We start from the raw sequence: 24,117 nt of genomic DNA, 5'->3' as shown, positions 1-24,117 counted from the left end.
TATCAATCGATCGCCCCCAACCGCAACCTGCGATTTTACCCTGAAATACGTATTTCTCTCAATGTAAGCTCAGAAGTCTATGCTAGCAGCAGGGCTGCGACCACGTTGCGGCCTTCGCTGGCCAGCACGTTATAGGTACGGCAGGCCGAGGCGGTGTCCATGCTCTCCAGGCCAATGCGTTTGGCGATCAGCGGCTTGAGCCAGGCCACGGGTGGAAAGCGGTTCTTGCTGCCGCTGCCAAAGAGGACGACTTCCGCATCCAGCTTAGCGAGCTCCTCGAAATGCTCGGCAGTCAGGTCTTCGAAACGGGCGCAGTTCCACTCGGTCAGCAGGCCGCGGGCTCCGACCAGCAGACTGGTTTCGTGGTTTTGCTTGTCAACCGCGATCCAGCCCGGGCCATAGCCGGTGATGGTTTGCGCATCGGATTTGTCTGCCTGAAATTTCATGATGGAGAGTTTGCGCAATCGGCGCGCTGGACGGGGGCGATGGCTGCTGTCTCCATACAGAGAGGGTGGGGACATTGCTGCAGCGCGGAACTGTGCTTAAATTATAGGTTTCACCATGGCGTTTAATGCGCCCTGGCGTGCCTGAAATCCTTTTGCATTGATTCGCATGAAAACCGTTCAAAAATCCGCCAAATTAGCAAACGTCTGTTACGACATCCGCGGGCCGATCATGGACGCGGCGAAGAAGATGGAGGACGACGGCCAGAAGATCATCAAGCTCAATATCGGCAATCTGGCCGTGTTCGGCTTCGATGCTCCCGAGGAAGTGCAGCAGGACATGATCCGCAATCTGCCCAACTCGGCCGGCTATTCCGACAGCAAGGGCATCTTCGCGGCGCGCAAGGCCGTGATGCACGAAACCCAGCGCCAGGGCATCAAGGGCGTGACGCTGGACGACATCTATCTGGGCAACGGTGCTTCGGAGCTGATCAGCTTGGCCACCAACGCGCTGCTGGACAACGGTGACGAGATGCTGCTGCCTGCGCCCGACTACCCGCTGTGGACGGCAGCCACCAGCCTGTCCGGCGGCACGCCCGTGCATTACATGTGCGACGAGTCCAATGGCTGGATGCCCAATATGGACGACATCCGCGCCAAGATCACGCCGCGCACCAAGGGCATCGTTGTCATCAACCCGAACAACCCTACGGGTGCGCTGTACTCCAGGGAGCTGCTGCTGCAGATCGTGGAGCTGGCGCGCGAGCATGGCCTGGTCATCTTCGCGGACGAGGTCTACGACAAGGTGCTGTACGAGGATGCCAAGCACACGCCGCTGGGCAGCCTGTCCATCGATGTGCTGACCATCACCTTCAATTCCCTCTCCAAGGCCTACCGCTCCTGCGGCTACCGTGCTGGCTGGATGGTGATTTCGGGCGACAAAAAGCCCGCCAAGGATTACATCGAGGGCCTGAACATGCTCTCCAACATGCGCCTGTGCGCCAATGTGCCCGGCCAGTGGGCCGTGCAGACGGCGCTTGGCGGCCACCAGAGCATCGACGCCCTGGTGCAGGAGGGCGGTCGCCTGCGTGTGCAGCGCGATCTGGCCTGGGAGCTGATCAACGCCATTCCCGGCGTGAGCTGCGTCAAGCCTCAGGGCGCGCTGTACATGTTTCCGCGCCTCGATCCCGCCGTCTACCCCATCCAGGACGACCAGGAGTTCTTCCTCGAAGTGCTGCAGGAAACCAAGGTCATGCTGGTGCAGGGTACGGGCTTCAACTGGCCCGAGCCTGATCACTTCCGCATCGTGTTCCTGCCGCATGAGGCAGATCTGCGCGAGGCCATCAACCGCTTGGCAGCCTTCCTCGAGAAGTACCGCAAGCGCCATGGCACGGACAAGCCCAAGGCAGTGCCGGCAGAAAAGGCACTCAAGCCTGCCAAGGCTGAGAAAGCCGCGTAACTCATCTTTTTGATAGCTGGTGGCGCTTGATTTTCAAGCGCTTCAGCGCTTTTTTGACCTTAGAACTTATGAAACCCATCCAAGTAGGCCTGTTGGGCATTGGCACCGTAGGCAGCGGTACTTTCAATGTGCTGGAACGCAACCAAGACGAGATTCGCCGTCGTGCGGGTCGTGGCATTGAAATTACCATGGTCGCCGACTTGGATACCGAACGCGCCAAGAGCGTGGTGGGTGACAAGGTCAAGGTGGTCGGCGATGCACGTGAAGTCATCGCCAACCCCGATATCGATGTGGTGGTCGAGCTGATCGGCGGCTACGGCATTGCCAAGGCCCTGGTGCTGGAAGCCATCGCGGCCGGCAAGCATGTGGTGACCGCCAACAAGGCCCTGCTGGCCGTGCACGGCACGGAAATCTTCAAGGCCGCAGCCGAGAAGGGCGTGATGGTGGCCTATGAAGCTGCCGTGGCCGGTGGCATTCCCATCATCAAGGCCTTGCGCGAAGGCCTGACCGCCAACTCCATCCAGTGGGTGGCCGGCATCATCAACGGCACGACCAACTTCATCCTGTCCGAAATGCGCGACAAGGGCCTGGACTTCGACGTGGTGCTCAAGGAAGCGCAGCGTCTGGGCTATGCCGAAGCCGATCCCACCTTCGACATCGAGGGTGTGGATGCGGCCCACAAGGCCACGCTGATGAGCGCGATTGCCTTCGGCATTCCCGTGCAGTTCGACAAGGCCTATGTGGAAGGCATCACCAAGCTGGCCGGTGCCGATATCCGCTACGCCGAGCAACTGGGCTATCGCATCAAGCTGCTGGGCATCACCAAGCGCACGGACAAGGGCATCGAGCTGCGCGTGCACCCCTCGCTGGTGCCTTCCAAGCGTCTGATTGCCAATGTGGAAGGCGCGATGAACGCCGTGGTGGTGAACGGCGATGCCGTGGGCACCACGCTGTACTACGGCAAGGGTGCCGGGTCCGAGCCCACCGCCTCCGCCGTGGTGGCCGACCTGGTGGATATTGCTCGCATGGACGGGTCCGATCCTGCCCACCGCGTGCCAGCCCTGGCCTTCCAGAGCAGCAGCCTGGCTGCCGCTGGCAGCGAGCTGCCCGTGCTGCCCATGGCCGAGGTCGTGACCAGCTACTACCTGCGCATCCGCGTGGCCGATGAAGCCGGAGTGCTGGCCAAGATCACCGGCCTGCTGGCGGGTGCCGGCATCAGCATCGACGCCGTGCTGCAGCGCGAAGCCGATGAAGTGGGCGGCGAAGGCTCGACCCAGACCGACCTGATCATTCTCACGCACGATACCCGCGAAGGGGATATGGACAAGGCCCTGGCCGAAATCCAGGGGCTGCCCACGGTGCTGGCTCCCATCACCCGCATCCGCAAGGAAGAGCTGAACTAAGGACTTGAGCATGTACCGTCGCACTCAAACCGGTTTATTCCCTGTTCAGTGCGGTGTCGGTATTGCAAACTCCTTCAAAGGCTGGTGCCCTATGGCGTCAGCCTTTTTGTTTTTGGTGGCGGCGGGTGCGCAAGCGGCACCCGTCGATGTCTATCGTGGCACGCTGGGCGGCTCGGCGGTGGTGATGGAGCTGGGCAAGCCGGGTGAGGATGGTGAACGCCAGGGGCGCTATTTCTATCTGCGGCATGGAGTGGATATTCCGCTCCGGGGCTCGCTGAATGCGCTGTCTGAGGCACGTCCTTTGAATAACGACTGGGCGCGTGAAAGCGGTGGCGAGCCTCCCGTGTTGACCGACTCCCAACAGCGCCGCATCGTTTGGCAACTGCGCCAGCAAGGCAGTGCTTTGGCAGGTGAATGGGTGGATGATATTCACGGCAAAAAACTGCCGCTAGCCCTTACCCATATTGCGCAGTACGACCCTGAAAAGATAGCGCCATTCGGTGTGGAGGCCGTGACGTTGGCGATTGTGCAAGGTGCGGGCAGCGGTATTGCATCGGGCGTTGCCATCTCGGCACAGGCCACGCCCTACGACTATCTGAAAGTGGCCGAGCAAAAGCTGGAGCAGGGCAAGGAAGTGGTGGTCAGCCCCACGCTGGCCTGGAGGCCGGTGCGCGATGCGCGTACCCAGTTCTGGTATCCGCGCCTCACGCGTCACCCGGATAGCAAAATTCTGGCGCAGACCAATACCGTTCTGGAGCAGCGCCACTGGGGCATGAGTCTGGAGGCGCTGGCCTGTGTAGGCTCGATCTACCAGAACGCTGGCCCGGCGGCAGGCTCACTGGGGGACTTTAATAACGAGTCGATCAAGGTGACCTACCTCTCAAGTGCCTTGATGAGTGTGGTGGAGTCCGGTTCAACCGGTTGCGGCGGGGCCCATCCCAACAATCATTACGACCCCTTTGTGCTGGACTTGCTCAAGGGCGGCTATATGGACTTCACCCGCCTGCTCAAGGACGTGAAATATGGCGAGTACAAGCTGGAGTATGGTGATCGGCTGTCGCGTTTTCTGAGCAAGGCCGTGAACCGGCATTCCGAGGATGACAAGGAGTGTACCGAGCTGCTGCCCCAGTACATGGCGCTGATGCTCGACAAGCCCGACAAGATGAGCTTTGTGATCTCGGGCATAGGTCATGCCATGGGTGTGTGCCTGGGCAGCGGCGTCAGTGTCCCGTTCAAGGAACTCAAGCCCTATATCAAGCCGGGGGCGCAGCGCTATTTCCAGCCCTGAGTCCCGTCCGGCGCGATATGAGGCAATGGCGTTGGCCGGTCTCTGCATTCGCGCGCAGTCAAATCGGGCTTGCTGACCGATAATGGTCGGCTTGGCGGCATGACTTCTGTCCGTTTGGCTGCCGGTTCCGAATTTTAGTTTTTGGCGAGTTTGAGATGCTGTATCTGTCCACCCGCGGCCATGCTGACCGCAAGCGTTTTTGCGACATTTTGCTCGAAGGCCTGGCTCCCGATGGCGGCCTGTACCTGCCCGTCGAGTATCCCCAGATCGACGATGCCAAGCTGAGCCAGTTGCGGGAGACGCTGGCCGCCAAGGGCTATGCAGCCCTGGCCTTCGAGATTCTGTCGCTCTATATCGACGACATTCCAGCCGAGGATCTGCGTGCCCTGTGTGCCAAGACCTATACCAGGGAAGTCTTTGGCAGCGACGCCATCGTGCCCGTGCGTCAACTCGACGGCGTGCTGCACATCGAAGCCCTGTCCAACGGTCCCACGTTGGCCTTCAAGGACATGGCCATGCAGCTGCTGGGCAATCTGTTCGAGTACGAACTGGCCCGCCGCAACGAGGAACTGAATATCCTGGGTGCCACCAGCGGGGACACCGGCAGCGCGGCCGAATACGCCATGCGCGGCAAAAAGGGCGTGCGCGTCTTCATGACCAGCCCACACGGCCGCATGAGCCCTTTCCAGCAGGCGCAGATGTTCAGCCTGCAGGACGAGAACATCCACAACATCGCCATCGAAGGCGTGTTCGACGACTGCCAGGACATCGTCAAGGCCGTCTCCAACGACCACTCCTTCAAGGCCCAGTACAAGATCGGCACCGTCAACTCCATCAACTGGGCACGTCTGCTGGCCCAGGTGGTCTATTACTTTGCCGGCTATCTGCAGGCCACCCGCTCCAATGACCAGAAGGTGAGCTTCACCGTGCCTTCCGGCAACTTCGGCAATATCTGCGCAGGCCATGTGGCGCGCCAGATGGGTCTGCCCATTGCCAAGCTGGTGGTGGCCACCAATGAGAACGATGTGCTGGACGAGTTCTTCCGCACCGGCGTCTACCAGGTGCGAGGCTCGGCCAATACCTACGAGACATCGAGCCCCTCGATGGACATCTCCAAGGCCAGCAATTTCGAGCGCTTTGTGTTCGACTTGGTGGGGCGCGACGGCGTGCGCACCAAGCAACTGTTCGCCGAAGGCGTGGCCAAGGCCGGCAAGTTCGATCTGAGCGCGGATCCCGCCTTCAAGGATGCGGCCGGCAAGTACGGCTTTGTGAGCGGCAAGAGCACGCACGCCGACCGTCTGGCCACCATCAAGGACACTTTCGAGCGTTTTGATCAGATGATCGACACCCATACCGCCGACGGCGTGAAGGTGGCGCGAGAGCATCTGGGCGCCGAGCCCATGCTGGTGCTGGAAACCGCTCTGCCCATCAAGTTTGCGGCGACGATCGAAGAAGCGTTGGGCCGCCAGCCCGACCGTCCCGCCAAGTTCAACGGCATCGAAGACCTGCCCAAGCGTGTGGTCGTCATGGCCTCCGACGTGGACCAGGTCAAGGCCTTTATCGCCGAAAACTGCAGATAAAGTCCTGCGGCGTTAAGCTTGAAAAGCATCTGTGGCTTGGCGACAGGTGCTTTTTTTCTTTGGATGAAATTGGTATTTTGCGCTTGCCCATAGAGCGCTGGTAGCTATCAAAAACATATTGAAATCAAGATGAAGGTCATAGGCTTTGCCGGATATTCGGGCGCGGGCAAGACCGCCCTGGTGGAGGCGCTGGTGATGCTGATGAAGCAGCGCGGACTCAGGGTCTCGGTCATCAAGCATGCCCACCATGACTTTGATGTGGATCGCGAGGGCAAGGACAGCTGGCGCCACCGCAAGGCTGGCGCTTATGAAGTGCTGCTCGCATCCGATAGACGCATGGCGCTGATGCGCGAATACGAGCAGCCTGCTCAGCTGAGCATGCACCATATGCTGGCGCAGCTGGACCCCAGCGTGGACTGGGTGCTGATCGAAGGCTTCAAGCATGGCGGGCTGCCCAAGATAGAGGTCTGGCGGCAGCAGCAGGACAGGCTGGACAAGGGCAAGAGCCTGGAGCCGCTGTTTGCGCATGACCCTAGGGTGCTGGCAGTTGCCACCGACGCTGCCCATGACCTGCCTCAAGTGCCTGTCCAGCCCGTGCTGGATCTCAACCAGCCCCAGCTTGTGCTGCAATGGCTGCTGGCTCATTCGGACTCCCTGCAATACAAGAACTAAGGAAAGACACAGCAATGCAAGCACCACAGACGCCTCGCAAGCCGCTCAAGCCTCTGGATGAAGCCCTGCAGGAGCTGCTGGCCCATGCCCAGCCCCAGGCCGGCGCACAAATGGTGGACACCTTTGATGCCGATGGCCGCGTGCTGCTGCAGGCCGCCGTTTCGCCGCTGCAGGTGCCGCCTCAGGACAACTCGGCCATGGATGGCTATGCGGTGCGCACCGTCGAATGTGCCGACGGCGCTGCAGTGCTGCCGGTGTCGCAGCGCATCCCTGCCGGCACCTCCCCCGATGCGCTGGCTGCCGGCTCCGTCGCCCGCATCTTCACGGGGGCGCCCGTGCCGGCCGGGGCCGATGCCATCGTCATGCAGGAGGACTGCGAATTGCTCGAGGACGGCCGCGTGCGCATCAAGGCCCAGCCCCGTGCCGGCCAGTGGATTCGCCGCGCGGGCGAGGACATCACGCAGGGCGCCACCGTGATCGAAGCCGGCACCCGCCTCACGCCGGCCCATCTGGGTCTTGCAGCCAGCATGGGCTTTGCCAGCCTGCAGGTGGCACGCAAGCCGCGTGTGGCCCTGTTCTCCACCGGCGACGAACTGGTCATGCCCGGTACCGTTGCGCCGCAGGACATGCCAGCGGGCAGCATCTACAACAGCAACCGCTTCTTCCTGCGTGCATTGCTGCTGCGCATGGGCTGCGAGGTCACGGATCTGGGCATTGTTCCCGACGACCGCGAGGCCACGATTGCCGCGCTGGCCGATGCCGCCATGGACCACGACGTGATCGTCACCAGCGGCGGCGTCTCCGTGGGCGAGGAAGACCATATCAAGCCTGCCGTGCAGGAGCTGGGTCAGCTGGACCTCTGGCAGATCAACATCAAGCCCGGCAAGCCTTTTGCCTACGGCCGCGTCAATCGCGAGTCTGGCACGGGCTTTGCGCATTTCATCGGTCTGCCGGGCAACCCGGTCTCCAGCTTTGTCACCTTCCAGGTGCTGGTGCGCCCGTTCCTGCTGCGTCTGCAGGGCGTGCAGCATGTGCTGCCGCGAGCCATCGAAGCGCGCGCTGATTTCGTCTGGCCAAAGGGCGACAAGCGCAGAGAGTTTTTGCGGGTGCGCTACAACGAGCGTGGCGGGCTGGAGTTGTTCAGAAACCAGAGCTCGGGCGTGCTGACTTCCACGGCTTGGGGCGACGGCGTGGTGGACAACCCTGCCGGCACCACGGTTGCCATGGGCGACAGTGTGCGCTTTATCCCGTTTACCGAGCTTATGGCCTGATGGAGTTGGAGATGAAGACCGTTACGATTCGATATTTCGCCTCTATCCGGGAAGCCTTGGGTACGGGCAGCGAAAGCCTGCAGACCCCGGCAGCCACCGTGGGAGCATTGCGCGAGCAACTGATGAGCCGCAGCGATGCGGCTGCCCAGGTGCTGGCTGCCAGCAAGGCTGTGCGCATGGCGCTGAACCAGGATATCTGCGATGCCGATGCCGTGCTCAGCAATGGCGACGAAGTGGCATTTTTTCCGCCAGTGACGGGGGGCTGATGAGTCTCTGAGCGCTTGTGAGCCTCTAAAAACGGTTTCTGAAGAAGCCTGAAGTCCACAGAAGGCCTGTGCAAACCGCTTGCACAGGCCTTTTTGCTGTTTGTCGGTTTCCAGGTGCCAGCCTTGATCGTGAGATTGCTTACTAGGGTTTTCCTGGGCGTATTTTCGTGAATCTGACGAGATTCATTTTGGAGAATCCGCGCTTTCTACAAGAAAGACAGAAAGCACTTACTCATGACAACTCACGTCAATATGGAGGAGACCCGCTCTGCGCGCTTTGCCATGCGCTGCGCCAGCTGGGCGGAGAAGTGGTTCCCGGATTCCTGGGTGTTTGCCGTGGTCGGCATCTTCATCGTGGTGCTGGCAGCGTTTGCCATTGGTGCGCCGGTGCAGGAAACCAGCAAGGCCTTCGGCAAGGGCTTCTGGAGTCTGATCCCCTTCACCATGCAAATGGCTTTTGTGGTGATTGGCGGTTATGTGGTGGCCAGCTCCAAGCCCGCATCTGCACTCATCAAGGCGCTGGCCCGCGTGCCCAAGACCGGCCGTGGCGCCGTGGCCTGGGTGGCGTTTGTGGCGCTGAGCGCCTCGCTGCTGAACTGGGGGCTGAGCCTGGTGTTCGGTGGTCTGCTGGTCAAGGAACTGGCACGCCGCACCGACATCAAGATGGACTACCGCGCCGCCGGTGCCGCCGTCTATCTGGGTCTGGGTGCCGTGTGGGCGCTGGGCATTTCGTCTTCGGCAGCGCAGCTGCAGGCCAACCCAGCCAGCCTGCCTCCCGGCATTCTGGCCATTACCGGCGTGATTCCGTTCACGCAGACTATTTTCCTCTGGCAGTCCGGCGTGATGCTGGGCGTGCTGATGGTGATCTCCATCGTCGTGGCTTACATGACTGCACCCGGTGAGAAGACCGCGCGTGATGCGGCCCAATGCCAGGTCGACCTGGGCACAGAAGTCGTGCAGGAAGTCAAAAAGCCCAGCCGCCCCGGTGAATGGCTGGAATACAGCCCCATTCTCATCATCTTGCTGGTGGCGCTGACCGTGGGCTGGATGGTGGAGGAGTTCTCGAGCAAGCCTTTCATTCAGGCGATCTCTGGGCTGAACACCTACAACCTGCTGTTTCTCATGGCCGGTGCGCTGTTGCACTGGCGCCCCCGCAGCTTTCTCGATGCCGTGGCACGTGCCGTGCCCACTACGACCGGCGTGCTGATCCAGTTCCCTCTGTACGGCGCGATTGCGGCCATCATGACGGACGTCAAGGGTGACGGCGGTGCCAGCATTGCCCACCATATCTCCACCTTCTTCACCAGCTTTGCCACGCATGACACTTATGCACTGCTGATGGGCACCTACTCGGCCGTGCTGGGCTTCTTCCTGCCCTCGGGCGGTGGCAAGTGGATTGTTGAGGCCCCCTATGTGATGCAGGTGGCCAATGATCTGCAGTACCACCTGGGCTGGGCCGTGCAGATCTACAACGCTGCTGAGGCTCTACCTAATCTGATCAACCCCTTCTACATGCTGCCGCTCTTGGGCGTGCTGGGCCTTAAGGCGCGTGATCTGATCGGCTTCAACTTTGTGCAGTTGCTGGTTCATGCGCCCGTGGTGCTGTTCCTGTTATGGTTCCTGGGTCAGACCCTGAGCTATATCCCCCCTGTAATGCCATGACCGAAACCGCCGATTTGCCATCTACCGAAGTGAACCCAGAGATCAGCGCCCGTACCCGCAAGGCTCTGGCTGAAGCGCGTGAGCGCGGAGTCAAGCTGGGCACGGCCGGCGCGGCCAATATCCGCGCCACGGTGGAAAAACGTAAATCGGCGGCCGATGCCTTTGCCAGGCAGCACGAAGCGCTGTTCGCCGAATTGCTGCAACAAGGTCTGACCCACCGCGCCATGGCGGCTGAACTCAATGCACGGGGCATTGCGGCCGCCAAGGGCGGTGAGTGGACCCATGGGCAAGTGCAGCGCATACTGAACCGCTACGCGGACTGGAAGGCTGCCGAGTCGATCCAGGCCTGAGGCCGTCATGCCGATCAAAAAGCCGTGCTGCGTTTGCTGCACGCCTTTTTTGATGGAGGTCGGGGACGAATGAGTCAGGCAATGTAGAGCAAGACCGCAACGCACAGCTTATGCACCATGCCGGGTGACCGCTTTCTGCCTTGTGGCAGCCAGTGCCAGCAAGCCAAGCACAATCAGCATCAGACCATAGCCATAGGTGGTGGGCACCAGCCCCAGGCTCTGGGTCAGCAGGCCTGCGGCGATGGCCGGCAGGCTGAAGGCCAGATAGCTCAGCACATAGATGGTGGACAGCAGGCCGCCGCGTTCATGTGGCTCGGCCAGCGGCAGCACGCTGCGCAGCGCCCCTTGAAAGCCCACGCCAAAGCCCGCACCGGCAATGATGGAGGCGGCCACCATCAGCGTCAGGCTGTGGCTGGCCACGCCCAGCAGAAGAATCACGATGCCCAGCGGCAGAACCGAGCCACCGAAGCGCAGCATGCGCTGGGCCGTCCAGTGGCGCAGCAGCCAGATGGCCGCTGCGGCGCTCAGGGTGTTGATGCACACGGCCAGGCCTGCCATCAGGGTGGAGCCGGTGATCACACGCAGCAGGGTGGGGCCTAGCGACAGATAAAAGCCCGCCAGCGCCCAGGCGGCGATATCCAGCGGTGCCATGCGCAGGAAGGCCGGGCGGATATGCGCGGGAAGGCGGATGCGAGGGCGCATGGAGGCCAGGGCTCCGCTGCGGCGGCTGACGGTTTCAGGCATCACGGCAATGGCCCAGGCCGATGCCGCAAAGACCAGCAGCAGCCACCAGTAGATCTGGTGCAAGCCGTCATGGCCGTGGCTGGCCAGCTGGTTGGCGCCGAACACGCCGGCTGCCATACCCAGCATGGGAGACAGCGTATTGATCAACGCACCGCGTTCACGGTCCAGATCGAGCAGGGCCGCGCCCAGGGCTGCGCTCGCCATGCCGGTGGCAAAACCCTGCACCACACGCGACCAGAGCAGAGCCTGCGCATCCTGTGCATGGGTGAACATCAGCATGGAGACCGCCTCCAGTCCCAGGGCCGCAAGAATGACGGGGCGCCGGCCCAGGTAATCGGACAGCGCGCCCATGGTGAGCAGGGCGACGAGCAGGCTGAAGGCATAGACCGCGAAGATCAGGGTCAGCATGCCCGAGGAAAAGCCCCAGGCCTGCTGGTAGAGCCTATACAAGGGCGTGGGAGCGCTGGATGCCGCCAGAAAGCTGGCCAGGGTCAGGGCGACAGCAGCCATATTGCGGGTGCTGGATACCGCAGTCAGGGATACAGAGGATGTGGGCATGGAAAAGCAGGCTCCGCTACCATAAAAGCAAATTTTTTGCGTTTGCGTATTCTGCGTTAATTCATCATTAACGCAAATATTTAGCTTTAATGACCATGATTGCAAAAGACCCAGTCCAATCCCGGCCGGGCGGGCGCAGCTCCCGTGTACAGGCCAGCGTGCATCAGGCGGTGAGGAAACTGCTGGAGCACATGCCGCGCGAGGAGCTGACCTTTCCCCTGATCGCCACCGAGGCCGGCGTGACGCCTTCCACGCTGTATCGCCGCTGGGGCGATCTGCCGCAACTGCTGGCCGATGTGGCGCTGGAGCGCATCCGTCCCATTGCCGAGCCTGCGGACACGGGCAGTCTGCATGGCGATCTGCAGGCCTGGACCGAGCAATACATCGAGGAAATGGGCTCTCCCCTGGGACGAACCTTGCTGCGCGATACCTTGGTGGCAACCCAGGAAGACCAGGTGACCTGCGCCTGCGTGGACATCATTCGCGACCAGCTTGGCATTGTGCTGGGCCGGGCCCGCGCGCGTGGCGAAGAGGTGCCCGATGTGGAAGCCATGCTGGACCAGTTGGTGGCACCCATCGTCTATCGCATTCTTTATGGTCTGCAGCCCGATGTGGCGTTCGGGCGCAAGCTGGTCGAACAACTGGTGCCTGAGCAGGTCTGAGGCTCTTGCCCTAGAATCGCGGCTCACAGGTGCCAAGGGGCGCCTGCCCGCACAAGAGGCTCTCACCCTTGCTTTCGACAGCGTGTTCACGCTCGATTTCGATGTTCTGTCAGACCATGGTTGTTCTAGGGGCCCAGCGCGGGAGGCTCCGATGCAACCTGGAGCACTGTCATGACTTCATCTCTCCATCCCCAGGCGCGGCGCGCGCTGACGCGGGACTATAAACAGGCTTTTCCCGCCATGGGTATCTACGCGGTGCGCTGCGATGCCGCTGACTTGTTGCGCCTGGGGGCCAGCCGTAACGTGGACGCAATACTCAACCGCCTGCGGTTCGAGCTGAGCAATGGCTTCCGGCGCGATGCGGCACTGGCCCAGGCCTGGGCTTGCCATGGCGCACAGGCATTTCGTTTTGAGGTACTGGACCGCGTGAAGGAGCGCGACGATCCTTTGTTCGACTATGACGCCGAACTTCAGGCCCTGCTTTCCCTGTGGCAGCAAGAGCTGCAAGGGGTACAGCCATGAGCAGTGAAACCGTGAATGCCATGTGTTCAGGCCAAGCGCTGCTCGGTGGTGCTGCAGCCATTGATCCGTCGGGTTCGGCCACGGGGGCCGGTTCTGTTTCCGGATTCGTTTCGCCGCAGGCCCTGGTCGACGAACTCAAGGTGCGCGCCCGCGTGCGCCTGAACCGTGCGCGGCGCGAGGGTGCTGCGGGCTCGGCCACATTGCGCGACCATTTGCATCAGGCGGCGCGCGAGGTCGGCTTTGCCGGCTGGGAGCAGGCGCGTCGGGTGCTGGGAGCTCTGGCTGGGCCGGGAGATGACATGGGCAGCTTCTGGCATGTGCCTCGTAGCGGCATTCTTCTGCACATCTGGTTCAGCGAGTATGCACAGGCGCGCAGCGTGCTTGCACAGCAGGCGGATGGTTTTTTGCTGCCTTATCGGCGCCAGTGCTTCATCGTGCAAGCGCCGTTCATCGAGGCCTTGGGCTTGAAACCGGCCGACCCGGCCTGGGCCGCCATAGGGCGAGATCTGGTCGCCGCCTACGGAACGCCTGCCTGGCGGGCCTTGGCCTGGCAGCGTCTCAATGCGCCTGCCGGAGCCTTCTGATCTGCTCTCGAGTGGAAGAGGTTCCTGAAATCTGAAGCGACAAATGCTGGTCCGAGAGCGCTGAAAACGGGTTCTGTCCGGGCTTTCAGGCCGGGTCTGCAGGAGTGGGAAACTGCGGTGCACGCCATTCCAGCAGCTCGGCCAGGCGCTGCACGATCCAGCCCGCTTCAAGTGCCGTGACGACCGAGCCCTCCGCGGCCAGGCCCGCATGCATGCCCAGCAGTACCTGCTCTTCGGAGGAATTGCCCGAGTGATAAAGCGTCTGCGCCTGCTCGGTCAGATGGCTTGCCAGGTCTTCGCACAGCTCATAGCGTGCGACGACCTCGGCAATCGGGGCGGACAGCTTGCCGCTGCGCGTGCGAAACAGCTCGGCAAAGCTGGGCGGCGGCTGAATCTGGCTGGTGTCGTCCATAGGGCCTTGACCTTTAGCTCGGCTCGAAAAGGCGTTCGAAACGCTCGATGTCCACGGCCAGCTCGCAGGTAATGAGCTGGCCCGATTTGTTGTCGCGCTTGCGGTGGGCGGCAAACAGCGTGGCCTTGCCCTTGAAGTTGTAGTCGGGCAGATGGATCAGCTCATAGGGATAGGGCACAAAGAGCTGGAACTCGAAAATCATCCGGTGCTCGTTGCGCGGAGAGGGGTACAGCGTGTACTCCGGCAGATTGATGGTTTGTGTGGCCATGGCGCAATGCTAATGCGCCGGACATGCCCATGCTGGCCTGCGACAATGCGGCTATGACTGCTGCACGTGTATCCATTCAGACCCAGGACTTTGACCTCTCGGCCGAGATTGCCGCTTTGCGCACCGGCGATGCACGCGTGGGCGCGGTCTGCAGCTTTGTCGGCACGGTGCGCGACCGCAACGAGGGCGATGCCGTCTCCAGCATGGAGCTCGAGCATTACCCCGGTATGACCGAAAAGTCGATCGAAGCCATCATCGACAAGGCCGTGGCGCGCTTTGGCATCTATGGCGCGCGTGTGATTCACCGTATCGGCCTGCTGCAGCCAATGGACCAGATCGTTCTGGTGGCGGTGAGCAGCGCCCACCGCGGCAAATCCTTCGAGGCCTGCGAATACATCATGGACTATCTGAAGTCCGAAGCGCCGTTCTGGAAAAAAGAGCAGACCGGGCAAGGCGCACGCTGGGTGGATGCGCGTGTCAGCGATGAGCAGGCATTGGCGCGATGGCAGTGATTCTATGAATTGATAGCTGCTTACGCATTTACCCATTGAGTTTCAATTGAAAAATCATCTGAAACGCAATACGAAAGAGCGGTGGATGCTATGCTTTTTGTAGATCGTTCCGCTGCAGCCAGCGAGGTGGCTTGAAGACCAGTACATTGCCAGCCATCACCAGGATCAGGCCCAGCATGCCGGCAGCAGTCCACTGGTAGCCTTCGAACAGAGCCGAGATATTGAGCGCCACAATGGGAAACAGCACTGTGGCATAGGCGGCTTTTTCGGGTCCCAGTCGGCCTACCAGTGTGAGGTAGGCGGTAAAGGCAATCACCGAGCCGGGAATGGCCAGATACAGCAGCGCGCCTGTATATTGCAGGCTGGTATCAAAGTGCCAGGGCAGACCGGCAATCAGCGCATACGCTAGCAGCAGCAGCGTGCCGGCCAGCATACCCCAGGCATTGGTGTGCAGCGGCCTGTAGCCCAGGCTCTGCAGCGATGCAGAAAGCATGTTCCCGCAGGAAAAGCACAGCGTTCCACCCAGCGCCCACAACAGACCTTGCCAGCTGGCGTGCTGACCTTGTTGCAACTCCGGCCAGAACAGAATCACCAGGCCCGTCAGGCCCAGAGCGCTGCCTGCGAGCACATTGGGCGCAAGCCTGCGACCATGGATGACTCGCGCCAGAAATGCATTCCAGATGCTGGCACTGGAAAACACCACGGCAGCCAGACCGCTGGTCAGGGTCTCGCTGGCGTGCATGAAGCAGACAAAGTTCAGGCTGAACAGGCATAGTCCCTGGCCCAGCACGCGTGGAATGGCTGCGCCGCGGGGGACACGCCACTGGCGGGTCAGCAGCAGCCAGGCAAAAAGCACCAGGGAGGCAAGACCAAAGCGGTAGGCGATGGACAGCTCTACGGGTACGCTGCCCAGCTGCATCTTGAGAGCGATCCAGGTGGAGCCCCAGATCAGCACGACCAGGGCATAAAGAGGTAAAAGCATGGCAAGTCCTGGTGCTTGGAAGAACCAAGATCTTGCGCGCCTGGATTGGCTCTGCATTGCACATTCCTGCGGTTTTGTGGCGCTGCAGCAAGCGCGGCCAGATGGCTGGCGCCACAATGCAGGCATGCCCGCCAGCGTTGTATCCGCCCCTTCGCATCTGAGTCATGTACTGGCTCGGTCACGTGCCCAGATCAGGCGCAGAGCGGGTTTGAGCCAGTCGCTGGAATTGGCAATCTGGGCCAATCACGATGATGAGGTGCACTACCGCCAGCAAGGGCATCACACGTTGTCTGTCTATCTGGCCGGAGGTCAGGGATCGCAACTCAAGGACGATGCACTGGCCCGAGGCGAAGCAGGGCGCTTTTGCGTTCTCCCGGCCGAGCATGAATCGCGCTGGCTGGTGCGCGAGCCCGTGCAGTTTCTGCACCTGTATGTCTCGGATATTGCCTGGGCCGACCGTGTGGTGCGCCTGCTGGATGCCGAGCCGCGCAGCATTACGCTGACACCACAGATTTATTCCCAAGACCCAATTTATGCGCAATGGGCACAGGCGCTGTGGCGACTGGACTGGAGTGGGGCTCACGACATATGGCAGGCGGACTGCCTGAGCCAGCAAGTGCTGGACCGGCTGGTGCTGCAATCGGCGGCGCCCTGGCAGCGGCACAAGCTGCTGAAACCACTGGGTGGCCTGTCATCCACGGCTCGGCGCAAGGTGCTTGACTATGTGGATGCCCATCTGGCCGATAGCAAAGCCCTGAGCTTGCCCGCGCTGGCGCAGGTCGTGGCCTTGTCCGAATATCACTTTGCCCGTATGTTCCATCAAAGCATGGGTTGCACCGTGCATGACTGGGTCATGCAGCGGCGTCTGCAGAAGGTCTGCGCCCGCCTGCAGGGCAGCACAGGCAGTGTGAGGAGGCGCACGCCGCAGCTGGCATGGCTGGCCGCCGAAACGGGGTTTGCCAATGCCAGCCATTTGCTGCGCAGCTTTCGCAAGCAATATGGGCTTACTCCTACGCAACTGGCCCGCTGCTGGCGCGATGCTTGACTTGATATACCGCAAGCAGGGTGGTTGTGGATCTGCCTTTTGCTGTTTTTTGCGCATTAGGGTCTTGAAACCCCCTGTTTGACTATCAGATAAATGGCAATGAATCTGATTGGAGCGAAAGCGACAAACCATGCGAATTGACAAACTGACGACCAAATTCCAAGAAGCCTTGGCCGACGCGCAGTCCCTGGCGCTCGGTGCTGATCAATCCACCATCGACCCACTGCACCTGCTGGTAGCCATGCTGCGCCAGGACGACGGCCCGCGCGCGCTGCTGCAGCGCGCCGGCGGCAATGTGCAACAACTCAAGAACCTGGCCGAACAGGCCATGGCTGATCTGCCGCGCGTGCAGCAGCAAGGCGATGTGCAGGTCGGCTCCGAGCTGGCTCGGCTGCTGCAGGCCTCGGAGAAGGAAGCGCTCAAGCGCGGTGACCAGTTCATCGCCAGCGAGCTGTTTCTGCTGGCGCTGGCCGATGCCGCAGGCTCGGCCACGCGTGCCGGTGCTTTGCTCAAGCAAAGCGGCGTGAGCAAGTCCAGCCTGGAGGCTGCCATCAATGCCGTGCGAGGAGGTCAGAACGTGGACAGTGCAGAAGCCGAAGGCCAGCGCGAAGCGCTAAAAAAATACACACTGGACCTGACCGAGCGTGCCCGCAGCGGCAAGCTGGACCCGGTGATTGGCCGCGACGATGAAATCCGCCGCGCCATCCAGGTGCTGCAGCGCCGCAGCAAGAACAACCCCGTGCTCATCGGCGAGCCTGGTGTGGGCAAGACCGCCATTGTTGAAGGTCTGGCCCAGCGCATCGTGGCCGGCGAGGTGCCCGAGAGCCTGCAGAACAAGCGCGTGCTGTCGCTGGACATGGCGGGCCTGCTGGCTGGTGCCAAGTACCGCGGCGACTTCGAGGAGCGCCTCAAATCCGTGCTCAAGGAAATTGCACAGGACGAAGGCCGCATCATTCTTTTCATCGACGAAATCCACACCATGGTGGGCGCCGGCAAGGCCGATGGCGCCATGGACGCCGGCAATATGCTCAAGCCCGCGCTGGCGCGTGGCGAGCTGCATTGCGTGGGTGCGACCACGCTCGATGAGTACCGCAAGTACATCGAAAAGGATGCCGCTCTGGAGCGCCGCTTCCAGAAGGTCATCGTGGACGAGCCTTCGGTGGAGGACACCATCGCCATTCTGCGCGGCCTGCAGGTGAAGTACGAGGCGCATCACAACGTCGATATCACCGACCCCGCCATCGTTGCCGCTGCGGAGCTGAGCCATCGCTACATCACCGACCGCTTCCTGCCCGACAAGGCCATTGACCTGATCGACGAGGCCGCGGCCAAGATCAAGATCGAGATGGACTCCAAGCCCGAGGTGATGGACAAGCTCGAGCGCCGCATGATTCAGCTCAAGATCGAGCGCGAAGCCATGAAGCGCGAAAAGGACGAGGCTTCGCAAAAGCGCCTGCAGTTGATCGAGGAAGAGCTCGAAAGCCTGGAGCGCGAGTACGCCGACCTCGAGGAAATCTGGAAGGCCGAGAAAGCCAGCGCTCTGGGCTCGGAGCAGATCCGCAAGGAAGTGGACCAGTTGCGCATCCAGATTGAGGAGTTCAAGCGCAAGGGCGATTTCAACAAGGTGGCCGAGCTGCAATACGGCAAGCTGCCCGCACTCGAAAAGCAGCTGCATGAAGCTCAGGCCAAGGAGGAGGGCCAGGACGGCGCAACGGCCAACAAGCTGCTGCGCACCCAGGTCGGAGCCGAAGAGATTGCCGAGGTGGTCAGCCGTGCCACTGGCATCCCCGTGGCCAAGATGATGCAGGGTGAAAAAGACAAGCTGCTGCACATGGAGGGCAAGCTGCACGAGCGTGTGGTGGGTCAGGAGGAGGCGATCAGCGCCGTGGCCAATGCCATCCGCCGCTCGCGCTCGGGCCTGTCAGATCCCAATCGTCCCACCGGCTCCTTCCTGTTCCTCGGCCCCACGGGCGTGGGCAAAACCGAGCTGTGCAAGGCGCTGGCAGGATTCCTGTTCGACAGCGAGGACCATCTGGTGCGCATTGACATGAGTGAGTTCATGGAAAAGCACTCTGTGGCACGCTTGATCGGTGCGCCTCCCGGCTATGTGGGCTATGAAGAGGGCGGCTACCTGACGGAAGCCGTGCGCCGCAAGCCCTATAGCGTGCTGCTGCTGGACGAGGTGGAAAAAGCCCACCCCGATGTCTTCAATGTGTTGCTGCAGGTTCTGGACGATGGTCGATTGACCGACGGCCAGGGTCGCACGGTGGACTTCAAGAACACCGTGATCGTGATGACCAGCAATATCGGCTCGCATCTGATACAGGCCATGGTTGGCGAGGATGCTGATGATGTGAAGGAAGCGGTCTGGGGGGAACTTAAAAACCATTTCCGACCCGAATTCTTGAACCGCATCGATGAAACCGTGGTTTTCCATGCCCTGGATGCCAAGAACATCGAGGCGATTGCCAGGATTCAGCTGAAGTTGCTGGAAAGCCGTCTGCAGAAGATGGAACTGAGCATGCAGGTGTCCGAGCAAGCCCTGGCCGAGCTGGCCAAGGTGGGCTTCGATCCCGTGTTCGGTGCCCGTCCGCTCAAGCGCGCCATCCAGCAGCGTATTGAAAACCCGCTGTCCAAGTTGTTACTTGAGGGAAAGTTCCCGCCCAAGAGTACGATAGCTGTGACAGTCGACCCGGTGAATGATCCCGGGGTGTTCCGGTTCGAGTCCGCAGGCACTGCCTGAGGCCCCGAACCCTAGAAAGAGGTATTGCTTTGAACGATTTCGCCGCCACTGCAACCCGTTGGGCCGTCCGCATCATGCTGATGCTGGTGGGCCTGGTGTTCTTCCTGTGCCTGATGGCCGTGGCCTGCCTCATTGCCCTGGCCTGGGGCGTGCGCGCCCTGTGGGCCAGGCTCACGGGCCAGCCCGTGGTGCCCATGAGCATGGGCGCCATGAGTCCTTTTGCCGGCTGGCAGACGGTGTACCGTTCGGGAGCCGAGTGGATGGCGCAATCGTCGGGCAATGCCGATGCCAAAAAGGATGGGCGTGAAACCCGCGGGCGCCGCGGCGTTCTGCCCGGTGCCGGCGATGTGACTGATGTGCAGCCGCGCGAGGTGCACGAGTCGTAATGACAAGCGCTTACACAGGCTTCATACTTTGGAGCAGGTGAGGCAATAAAGGGCCGCAGGCTTGTTTCGCGGTCAACACACAAGAGCCTGTGCAGTGTTGCATCAGGCTCTTTTTTTACGCTGTGTTTACGCAGTCTCGCGGTATGGTCGGGACTGTGATCTTGGGATTTTCAGACAGGCATGAACTACATGGACTTGCACCGCATTTTTGACTTGCAGTACCAAGCCAGCCGCACGCAGGTCGATGTACCTTTGCTGGTGCGCCGGGAGAGGCTGCTGCGTCTGCAGAAGATGCTGGACGAGAACGGCCCGGCTTTGTGCGCGGCGGTGGAGCAGGACTTTGGTGTGCGCTCCGAGCGCTGGACCGAGATGCTGGATCTGATGCTGGTGCGCAATATGCTCAGGCACACGCTCAAGCATCTGCCCAAGTGGAGCAAGCGTCAGCGCGTGCGCACGCCGCTGATGCTGCAGCCAGGCAAGGCCTGGGTGGAGCGCCAGCCTCTGGGCGTGGTGGGCATCATCTCGCCCTGGAACTATCCGCTGCAACTATCGCTGGCGCCAGCCATCACGGCTCTGGCGGCGGGCAATCGCGTGATGCTCAAGCCCAGCGAGCTGACGCCGCATACCTCGGCAAAAATGGGCGAGCTGGTCGCCCAGTTCTTTGCACCCGAAGAGTTCTGCGTGATCGAGGGGGACGTGGCCGTGGCCACGCAGTTCTCGGGTCTGCAATTCGATCATCTGCTGTTCACCGGCTCCACGGCCGTGGGGCGGCGTGTGGCGCAGGCGGCAGCCGTGCACCTGACGCCCACCACACTGGAGCTCGGGGGCAAATCGCCCTGCATCATTGCGCAGGACTGCGATATGCAGGCCGCTGCGCTCAAGGTGGCCTATGGCAAGCTGGTCAATGCCGGGCAAACCTGCATCGCTCCCGACTATGTGCTGCTGCCGCGCGGCAAGGAGCAGGAGTTTGCCGAGGCCTATCAGGCGGCGGTGCAGCAGCTGTACCCGCGCATCTCGGGCAACCCGGACTACACGGCCATCATCAGCAAGCGCCATCTGGCACGACTCAAGCAGATGCTGCGCCAGGCGCAAAGTCTGGGAGCGCAGGTGCACTGGATGCATGAAGCGGCTGCCCCGGCTGCGGACGGTGACACCACGGCCTGGGGCGAGGCCGTGGAGAGGCAGTTCGCTCCGGCGCTGGTGTTCGGTGCCACCGGCGAGATGCAACTGATGCAGGAAGAGATCTTCGGCCCCATCCTGCCTGTGATCTCCTACGAGCATATCGAAGACGTGATCAATGCCATCAACGCCAGCCCGCGCCCGCTGGCGCTGTACTGGTTTGGCAACGACGAGGCCGAGCGCAATGCGGTGTTGATGCGCACCGTCAGCGGAGGCGTCTGTGTGAACGACACCTTGCTGCATGTGGCGCATGAGAACTTGCCATTCGGCGGTGTCGGCGACAGCGGCTGGGGTGCCTATCACGCAGAGCAGGGCTTTTTGCGCTTTGTGCACCAGAAGGCGGTTTTCGTGCAGTCGCGCTGGGCGGCGACTTCCCTGCTGTACCCGCCGTTCGGGGAAAAATTCGACCGGGTGATGGACTTCATGCGACGCTGGCTCTGAAGTTTCTTGGCCGTCGAACAGGGATTGAGCGCTTCGGTGCTGTCGTGAGTGCTTGCCAGATTGTCATCAAATGTGACGCAAACCATTGATGGTTGCGGGCTTGCTGCTCTGCTTAGTGGAGCGCATAGCACATAGATTGCGCCATAGCAAGAAATTGCGAACAGCCGCAGTTGAGCAAATGGCTAACCACTGCACCGCGTGCCAAAACTCTGAATCTGTAGACAATTACGCCCTTCTATTCTTACATGTTTCCGCCCCGGTTTTTCCATGTCTAGTATCCAGGTCCGTCCCGCTACTCTTCGCGATGCAAAAGCGATTGCCCAGATCCATACTGCTTCCGCACTGGAGGCTTATCGAGGTCTGGTTCCCGATGATCAACTGAAGGCCATGTCCTCGGTTGAAAAGCGCCAGGCTTACTGGCGCGAAGCTATTGAATACTGTGAGCCACAGGTCCAGGTCGCCATTGACGGCGACAAGATCGTTGGCTTTGTCGGCTTTGACCGTTCCCGTGATGAAAAATCCCGCCAGACCACCGGCGAGATCTGGGCTATCTATGCAGCTCCCTCGCACTGGAATCAAGGTGTTGGCGTTGCCCTGTGGGACGCCGCCCGAGATGGTTTGCTGGAAGAAGGCTGCACCAATGTGACAGCCTGGATTCCGCTGCGCAACGAGCGTGCCCTGCGTTTCCATGAAATGGCAGGCTTCAAGCGTGAAATGTCCACGGCCAAGACGGCTGTGATTGGCAGCATCAAGATTGAAGAAGTGCGCGTCAAGCGTCCTCTGAACGGCTGATCATAGCGTTCAGCACTCACTGAAAGACAGGCCGTGACGTCTCCCAACAGCAAGCTCGCGGCCTCAGTCTGCGCTCCCGCATCTGCTTTCGACCTGCTGCAATGGCAGGAGCAAGCCCAGGCCCATACGGCTTTGTGGCGCAGCGAAAGCAGCTTGCCCAAGCCCCGTCGCATCGAAGTTGCCGATGACACCATGCCCGCTGATACGGCGTTTCGCCATATCAGCGAAGGTGCGTCGCTGCTGTGGCGCGGTGATTTTCAGAATGCGCGCCAGCTGCTGCTGGCACTGGGCCGCCGGCTGGACAAGAAGTCGCGACGCAAGAGCCCGGCAAAGAGCCCTGCTGCAGCAGGCTTTCCCCATGCTTTTCATCTGTACCGCCAGTCCCAGGCTCAGCGTGCACGCATGCTGGCCAGCATTCTGATCGAGCTGGATGTGCAGTGGCATTGCGCCTTGCGCCGGGCTCCTGACTGGAGCCAGGCCTGCTCCGAGGCCTGGGGCACAGTTCCGGCCGAAGTGCATGCGCAGTCCGTGCTGGTGCCGCTGCGCGATCTGCTGGGGGTGGTCGGCGCCCATGAGTGGCGCAAGAAGGGGGTGGAGATTCCTGCCCTGGATGGCGCCCGCATTCATGCGCACTACGGTGTTTTCTCACCCGTGCGCGGCGAGTATCTCGATCTGGTGGCGCGTGCGAGCATTCCCGCAGCCGGTCTGGAGCAGGCCTGGGATATTGGTGTTGGTACGGGCGTGCTCTCGGCATTGCTGCTCAAGCGCGGCGTGAAGTCGGTGGTCGCCACCGATACCAGCGAGCGTGCGCTGGCCTGTGCCTGCGAGAATCTGCAGCGCCTGGGTCATGCTTCCCGGGTGGAGCTGCAGCATGCCGATCTGTTTGCGCAAGGGCAGGCCGGTCTGATCGTCTGCAACCCGCCCTGGCTGCCGGGAAAGGCAGCATCGGTGCTTGATCAGGCGATTTATGACGAAGACAGCCGCATGCTGCGTGGCTTTCTGCAAGGGCTGGCGGCACACCTGCTGCCAGGTGGCGAAGGCTGGCTCATCATCTCCGACCTGGCCGAGCATCTGAAGCTGCGCACGCGTGACGAGCTGCTGGGCTGGATTGAAGCCGCCGGACTCAAGGTGCTGGGGCGTGAGGATGTTCGCCCGCATCATGGCAAGGTACAGGACCGAGAGGACCCTCTGCACATTGCGCGCTCTGCCGAAGTGACCTCGCTCTGGCGTCTGGCCAAGGCGGGCTGACAGCCAGGCTGCTAGGCCGCTGCGCCTTGCAGTTCCTGGCAGGGTGGATCAGCGGCTTCCCCGTGCGCCAGCAGGGCCGCCAGCCTCTCGCGCAGCGAATGTGCGCGCTCTTCGCCTGCATATTCCTCTACCGCAGTCAGCAGGCTGATACCGGCGCTGCGCAAGCTGGTCAGATCTCTGGCCTCGCGCAGCTGGGTGCGCAATGTCTGGGCCAGGGCCTCATGGCGGTTGGCAAACAGGCGCTCGCACATATCGAATAAATACATGCGCGTGCCCGCCATATTGATGGCTGGTGTCGAATCAGTGGCTTCTTCGGCTGGCGCCAGGGCTGGTGTGGCCGGGCTGTCTCCAACTTTGGCGAGAGGCGGTGCTCGATGAGTGGCCAGGCTGCGCTCTTTGGAGGCGCTGGTTGGCATCAGTTGAAGATATCCCTGTTCCACCAATTGCTGGGCCAGTGCGGCATGATCGCTGCCCAGCATGGCGGCAAGTTCTTCCATGCTCTTGCCGCCGGCCAGCAACAGCAGGGAGCGCGCGCGCTGCGGCAGCTGGCGCGATCCGGGCTGAAGTTCCTCCTGGGCCTTGGCGGTTTTCTGCAAAATCATGGCTGCTTCTGTCTGGCGCATTACAAGTGCGGATGCGCTATTG

The 24,117-nt window shown here is 61.5% G+C and carries 25 protein-coding genes; 19 read left to right on the top strand and 6 right to left on the bottom strand.

Going from position 1 to position 24,117, the window contains the following annotated elements:
- Positions 1-77: 77 nt before the first annotated feature.
- Complete coding sequence (locus EIC84_RS05390) at positions 78-446, bottom strand: Mth938-like domain-containing protein (protein ID WP_003064306.1); 369 nt, start codon at positions 444-446, stop codon at positions 78-80.
- A gap of 166 nt (positions 447-612) precedes the next feature.
- Here EIC84_RS05390 and EIC84_RS05385 point away from each other — a divergent pair, with 166 nt between their 5' ends.
- From EIC84_RS05385 to EIC84_RS05345, 9 genes are all read left to right on the top strand, one after another.
- Positions 613-1,902, top strand: coding sequence for a pyridoxal phosphate-dependent aminotransferase (locus EIC84_RS05385; RefSeq protein WP_003057902.1), 1,290 nt, complete (start codon positions 613-615; stop codon positions 1,900-1,902).
- 68 nt (positions 1,903-1,970) lie between these two features.
- Positions 1,971-3,305, top strand: a complete 1,335-nt coding sequence (locus tag EIC84_RS05380; protein WP_003064309.1) for a homoserine dehydrogenase — start codon at positions 1,971-1,973, stop codon at positions 3,303-3,305.
- A gap of 91 nt (positions 3,306-3,396) precedes the next feature.
- A complete protein-coding gene (locus EIC84_RS05375) occupies positions 3,397-4,593 on the top strand; it encodes a hypothetical protein (protein ID WP_003064311.1) in 1,197 nt (398 codons plus the stop codon).
- Positions 4,594-4,748: 155 nt separating this feature from the next.
- Positions 4,749-6,173, top strand: coding sequence for a threonine synthase (gene thrC / locus EIC84_RS05370; RefSeq protein WP_003064313.1), 1,425 nt, complete (start codon positions 4,749-4,751; stop codon positions 6,171-6,173).
- 129 nt (positions 6,174-6,302) lie between these two features.
- A complete protein-coding gene (mobB, locus tag EIC84_RS05365; RefSeq protein WP_003064315.1) occupies positions 6,303-6,845 on the top strand; it encodes a molybdopterin-guanine dinucleotide biosynthesis protein B in 543 nt (180 codons plus the stop codon).
- Between the two features lie 14 nt (positions 6,846-6,859).
- Entirely contained in the window at positions 6,860-8,116 is a 1,257-nt protein-coding gene (glp, locus tag EIC84_RS05360) for a gephyrin-like molybdotransferase Glp (RefSeq protein WP_003064316.1), read from the top strand.
- Positions 8,117-8,127: 11 nt separating this feature from the next.
- Positions 8,128-8,382, top strand: a complete 255-nt coding sequence (gene moaD / locus EIC84_RS05355; protein ID WP_003064318.1) for a molybdopterin converting factor subunit 1 — start codon at positions 8,128-8,130, stop codon at positions 8,380-8,382.
- 234 nt (positions 8,383-8,616) lie between these two features.
- Positions 8,617-10,044: a short-chain fatty acid transporter gene (locus tag EIC84_RS05350; RefSeq protein ID WP_003064320.1), complete on the top strand. Its 1,428-nt coding sequence runs from the start codon at positions 8,617-8,619 to the stop codon at positions 10,042-10,044.
- On the top strand, positions 10,041-10,394 hold the full coding sequence (locus EIC84_RS05345) for a recombinase family protein (protein ID WP_003064321.1): 354 nt from the start codon (positions 10,041-10,043) through the stop codon (positions 10,392-10,394). The genes EIC84_RS05350 and EIC84_RS05345 overlap by 4 nt, the downstream gene beginning before the upstream one ends.
- Before the next feature lie 108 nt (positions 10,395-10,502).
- Here the strand turns inward: EIC84_RS05345 and EIC84_RS05340 are convergent, their stop codons facing one another.
- The gene (locus EIC84_RS05340; RefSeq protein ID WP_050788950.1) at positions 10,503-11,696 is read right to left on the bottom strand and encodes an MFS transporter; all 1,194 of its coding nucleotides are present in this window, start codon (positions 11,694-11,696) and stop codon (positions 10,503-10,505) included.
- 95 nt (positions 11,697-11,791) lie between these two features.
- On the opposite strand from EIC84_RS05340, the gene EIC84_RS05335 reads away from it, so the two are divergent.
- The 3 genes from EIC84_RS05335 to EIC84_RS05325 all read left to right on the top strand — a co-directional run bounded on the left by EIC84_RS05335 (position 11,792) and on the right by EIC84_RS05325 (position 13,464).
- Positions 11,792-12,358, top strand: coding sequence for a TetR/AcrR family transcriptional regulator (locus tag EIC84_RS05335; RefSeq protein ID WP_034361874.1), 567 nt, complete (start codon positions 11,792-11,794; stop codon positions 12,356-12,358).
- 171 nt (positions 12,359-12,529) lie between these two features.
- Positions 12,530-12,880 (top strand): GIY-YIG nuclease family protein, encoded by a 351-nt coding sequence (locus EIC84_RS05330; protein ID WP_003064326.1) that lies wholly within the window; start codon positions 12,530-12,532, stop codon positions 12,878-12,880.
- Entirely contained in the window at positions 12,877-13,464 is a 588-nt protein-coding gene (locus EIC84_RS05325; protein WP_003064328.1) for a hypothetical protein, read from the top strand. Before EIC84_RS05330 ends, EIC84_RS05325 begins: the two co-directional genes overlap by 4 nt.
- Positions 13,465-13,549: 85 nt before the next feature.
- On the opposite strand, the gene EIC84_RS05320 is transcribed toward EIC84_RS05325, so the two are convergent.
- A complete protein-coding gene (locus EIC84_RS05320; RefSeq protein WP_003064330.1) occupies positions 13,550-13,876 on the bottom strand; it encodes a hypothetical protein in 327 nt (108 codons plus the stop codon).
- A gap of 13 nt (positions 13,877-13,889) precedes the next feature.
- Entirely contained in the window at positions 13,890-14,144 is a 255-nt protein-coding gene (locus EIC84_RS05315) for a hypothetical protein (protein WP_003057869.1), read from the bottom strand.
- A gap of 53 nt (positions 14,145-14,197) precedes the next feature.
- Here EIC84_RS05315 and EIC84_RS05310 point away from each other — a divergent pair, with 53 nt between their 5' ends.
- Entirely contained in the window at positions 14,198-14,656 is a 459-nt protein-coding gene (locus EIC84_RS05310; RefSeq protein ID WP_034361879.1) for a molybdenum cofactor biosynthesis protein MoaE, read from the top strand.
- Between the two features lie 88 nt (positions 14,657-14,744).
- Here EIC84_RS05310 and EIC84_RS05305 read toward each other — a convergent pair whose 3' ends face one another.
- Positions 14,745-15,638 carry a DMT family transporter gene (locus EIC84_RS05305; RefSeq protein ID WP_003064334.1) on the bottom strand — a complete coding sequence of 298 codons (894 nt, stop codon included), beginning with the start codon at positions 15,636-15,638 and terminating at the stop codon, positions 14,745-14,747.
- A gap of 124 nt (positions 15,639-15,762) precedes the next feature.
- On the opposite strand from EIC84_RS05305, the gene EIC84_RS05300 reads away from it, so the two are divergent.
- From EIC84_RS05300 to EIC84_RS05275, 6 genes are all read left to right on the top strand, one after another.
- Complete coding sequence (locus EIC84_RS05300; protein ID WP_034361881.1) at positions 15,763-16,683, top strand: helix-turn-helix domain-containing protein; 921 nt, start codon at positions 15,763-15,765, stop codon at positions 16,681-16,683.
- Positions 16,684-16,813: 130 nt separating this feature from the next.
- A complete protein-coding gene (clpB, locus tag EIC84_RS05295; RefSeq protein ID WP_003064338.1) occupies positions 16,814-19,426 on the top strand; it encodes an ATP-dependent chaperone ClpB in 2,613 nt (870 codons plus the stop codon).
- Between the two features lie 29 nt (positions 19,427-19,455).
- Entirely contained in the window at positions 19,456-19,812 is a 357-nt protein-coding gene (locus EIC84_RS05290) for a hypothetical protein (RefSeq protein WP_003064340.1), read from the top strand.
- A 180-nt stretch (positions 19,813-19,992) separates the two neighbouring features.
- Entirely contained in the window at positions 19,993-21,432 is a 1,440-nt protein-coding gene (locus EIC84_RS05285) for a coniferyl aldehyde dehydrogenase (RefSeq protein ID WP_003064341.1), read from the top strand.
- A 267-nt stretch (positions 21,433-21,699) separates the two neighbouring features.
- Complete coding sequence (locus EIC84_RS05280) at positions 21,700-22,224, top strand: GNAT family N-acetyltransferase (protein ID WP_034348967.1); 525 nt, start codon at positions 21,700-21,702, stop codon at positions 22,222-22,224.
- Positions 22,225-22,257: 33 nt separating this feature from the next.
- On the top strand, positions 22,258-23,472 hold the full coding sequence (locus tag EIC84_RS05275) for a class I SAM-dependent methyltransferase (protein ID WP_003064346.1): 1,215 nt from the start codon (positions 22,258-22,260) through the stop codon (positions 23,470-23,472).
- A gap of 11 nt (positions 23,473-23,483) precedes the next feature.
- Here EIC84_RS05275 and EIC84_RS05270 read toward each other — a convergent pair whose 3' ends face one another.
- Positions 23,484-24,095: a hypothetical protein gene (locus EIC84_RS05270; protein ID WP_003064348.1), complete on the bottom strand. Its 612-nt coding sequence runs from the start codon at positions 24,093-24,095 to the stop codon at positions 23,484-23,486.
- Positions 24,096-24,117 lie beyond the last annotated feature (22 nt).

The organism is Comamonas sp. A23 (genome assembly GCF_004522605.1).
Taxonomy (GTDB): domain Bacteria; phylum Pseudomonadota; class Gammaproteobacteria; order Burkholderiales; family Burkholderiaceae_C; genus Comamonas; species Comamonas thiooxydans.
This window is presented reverse-complemented; position numbering and strand designations above follow the sequence as displayed.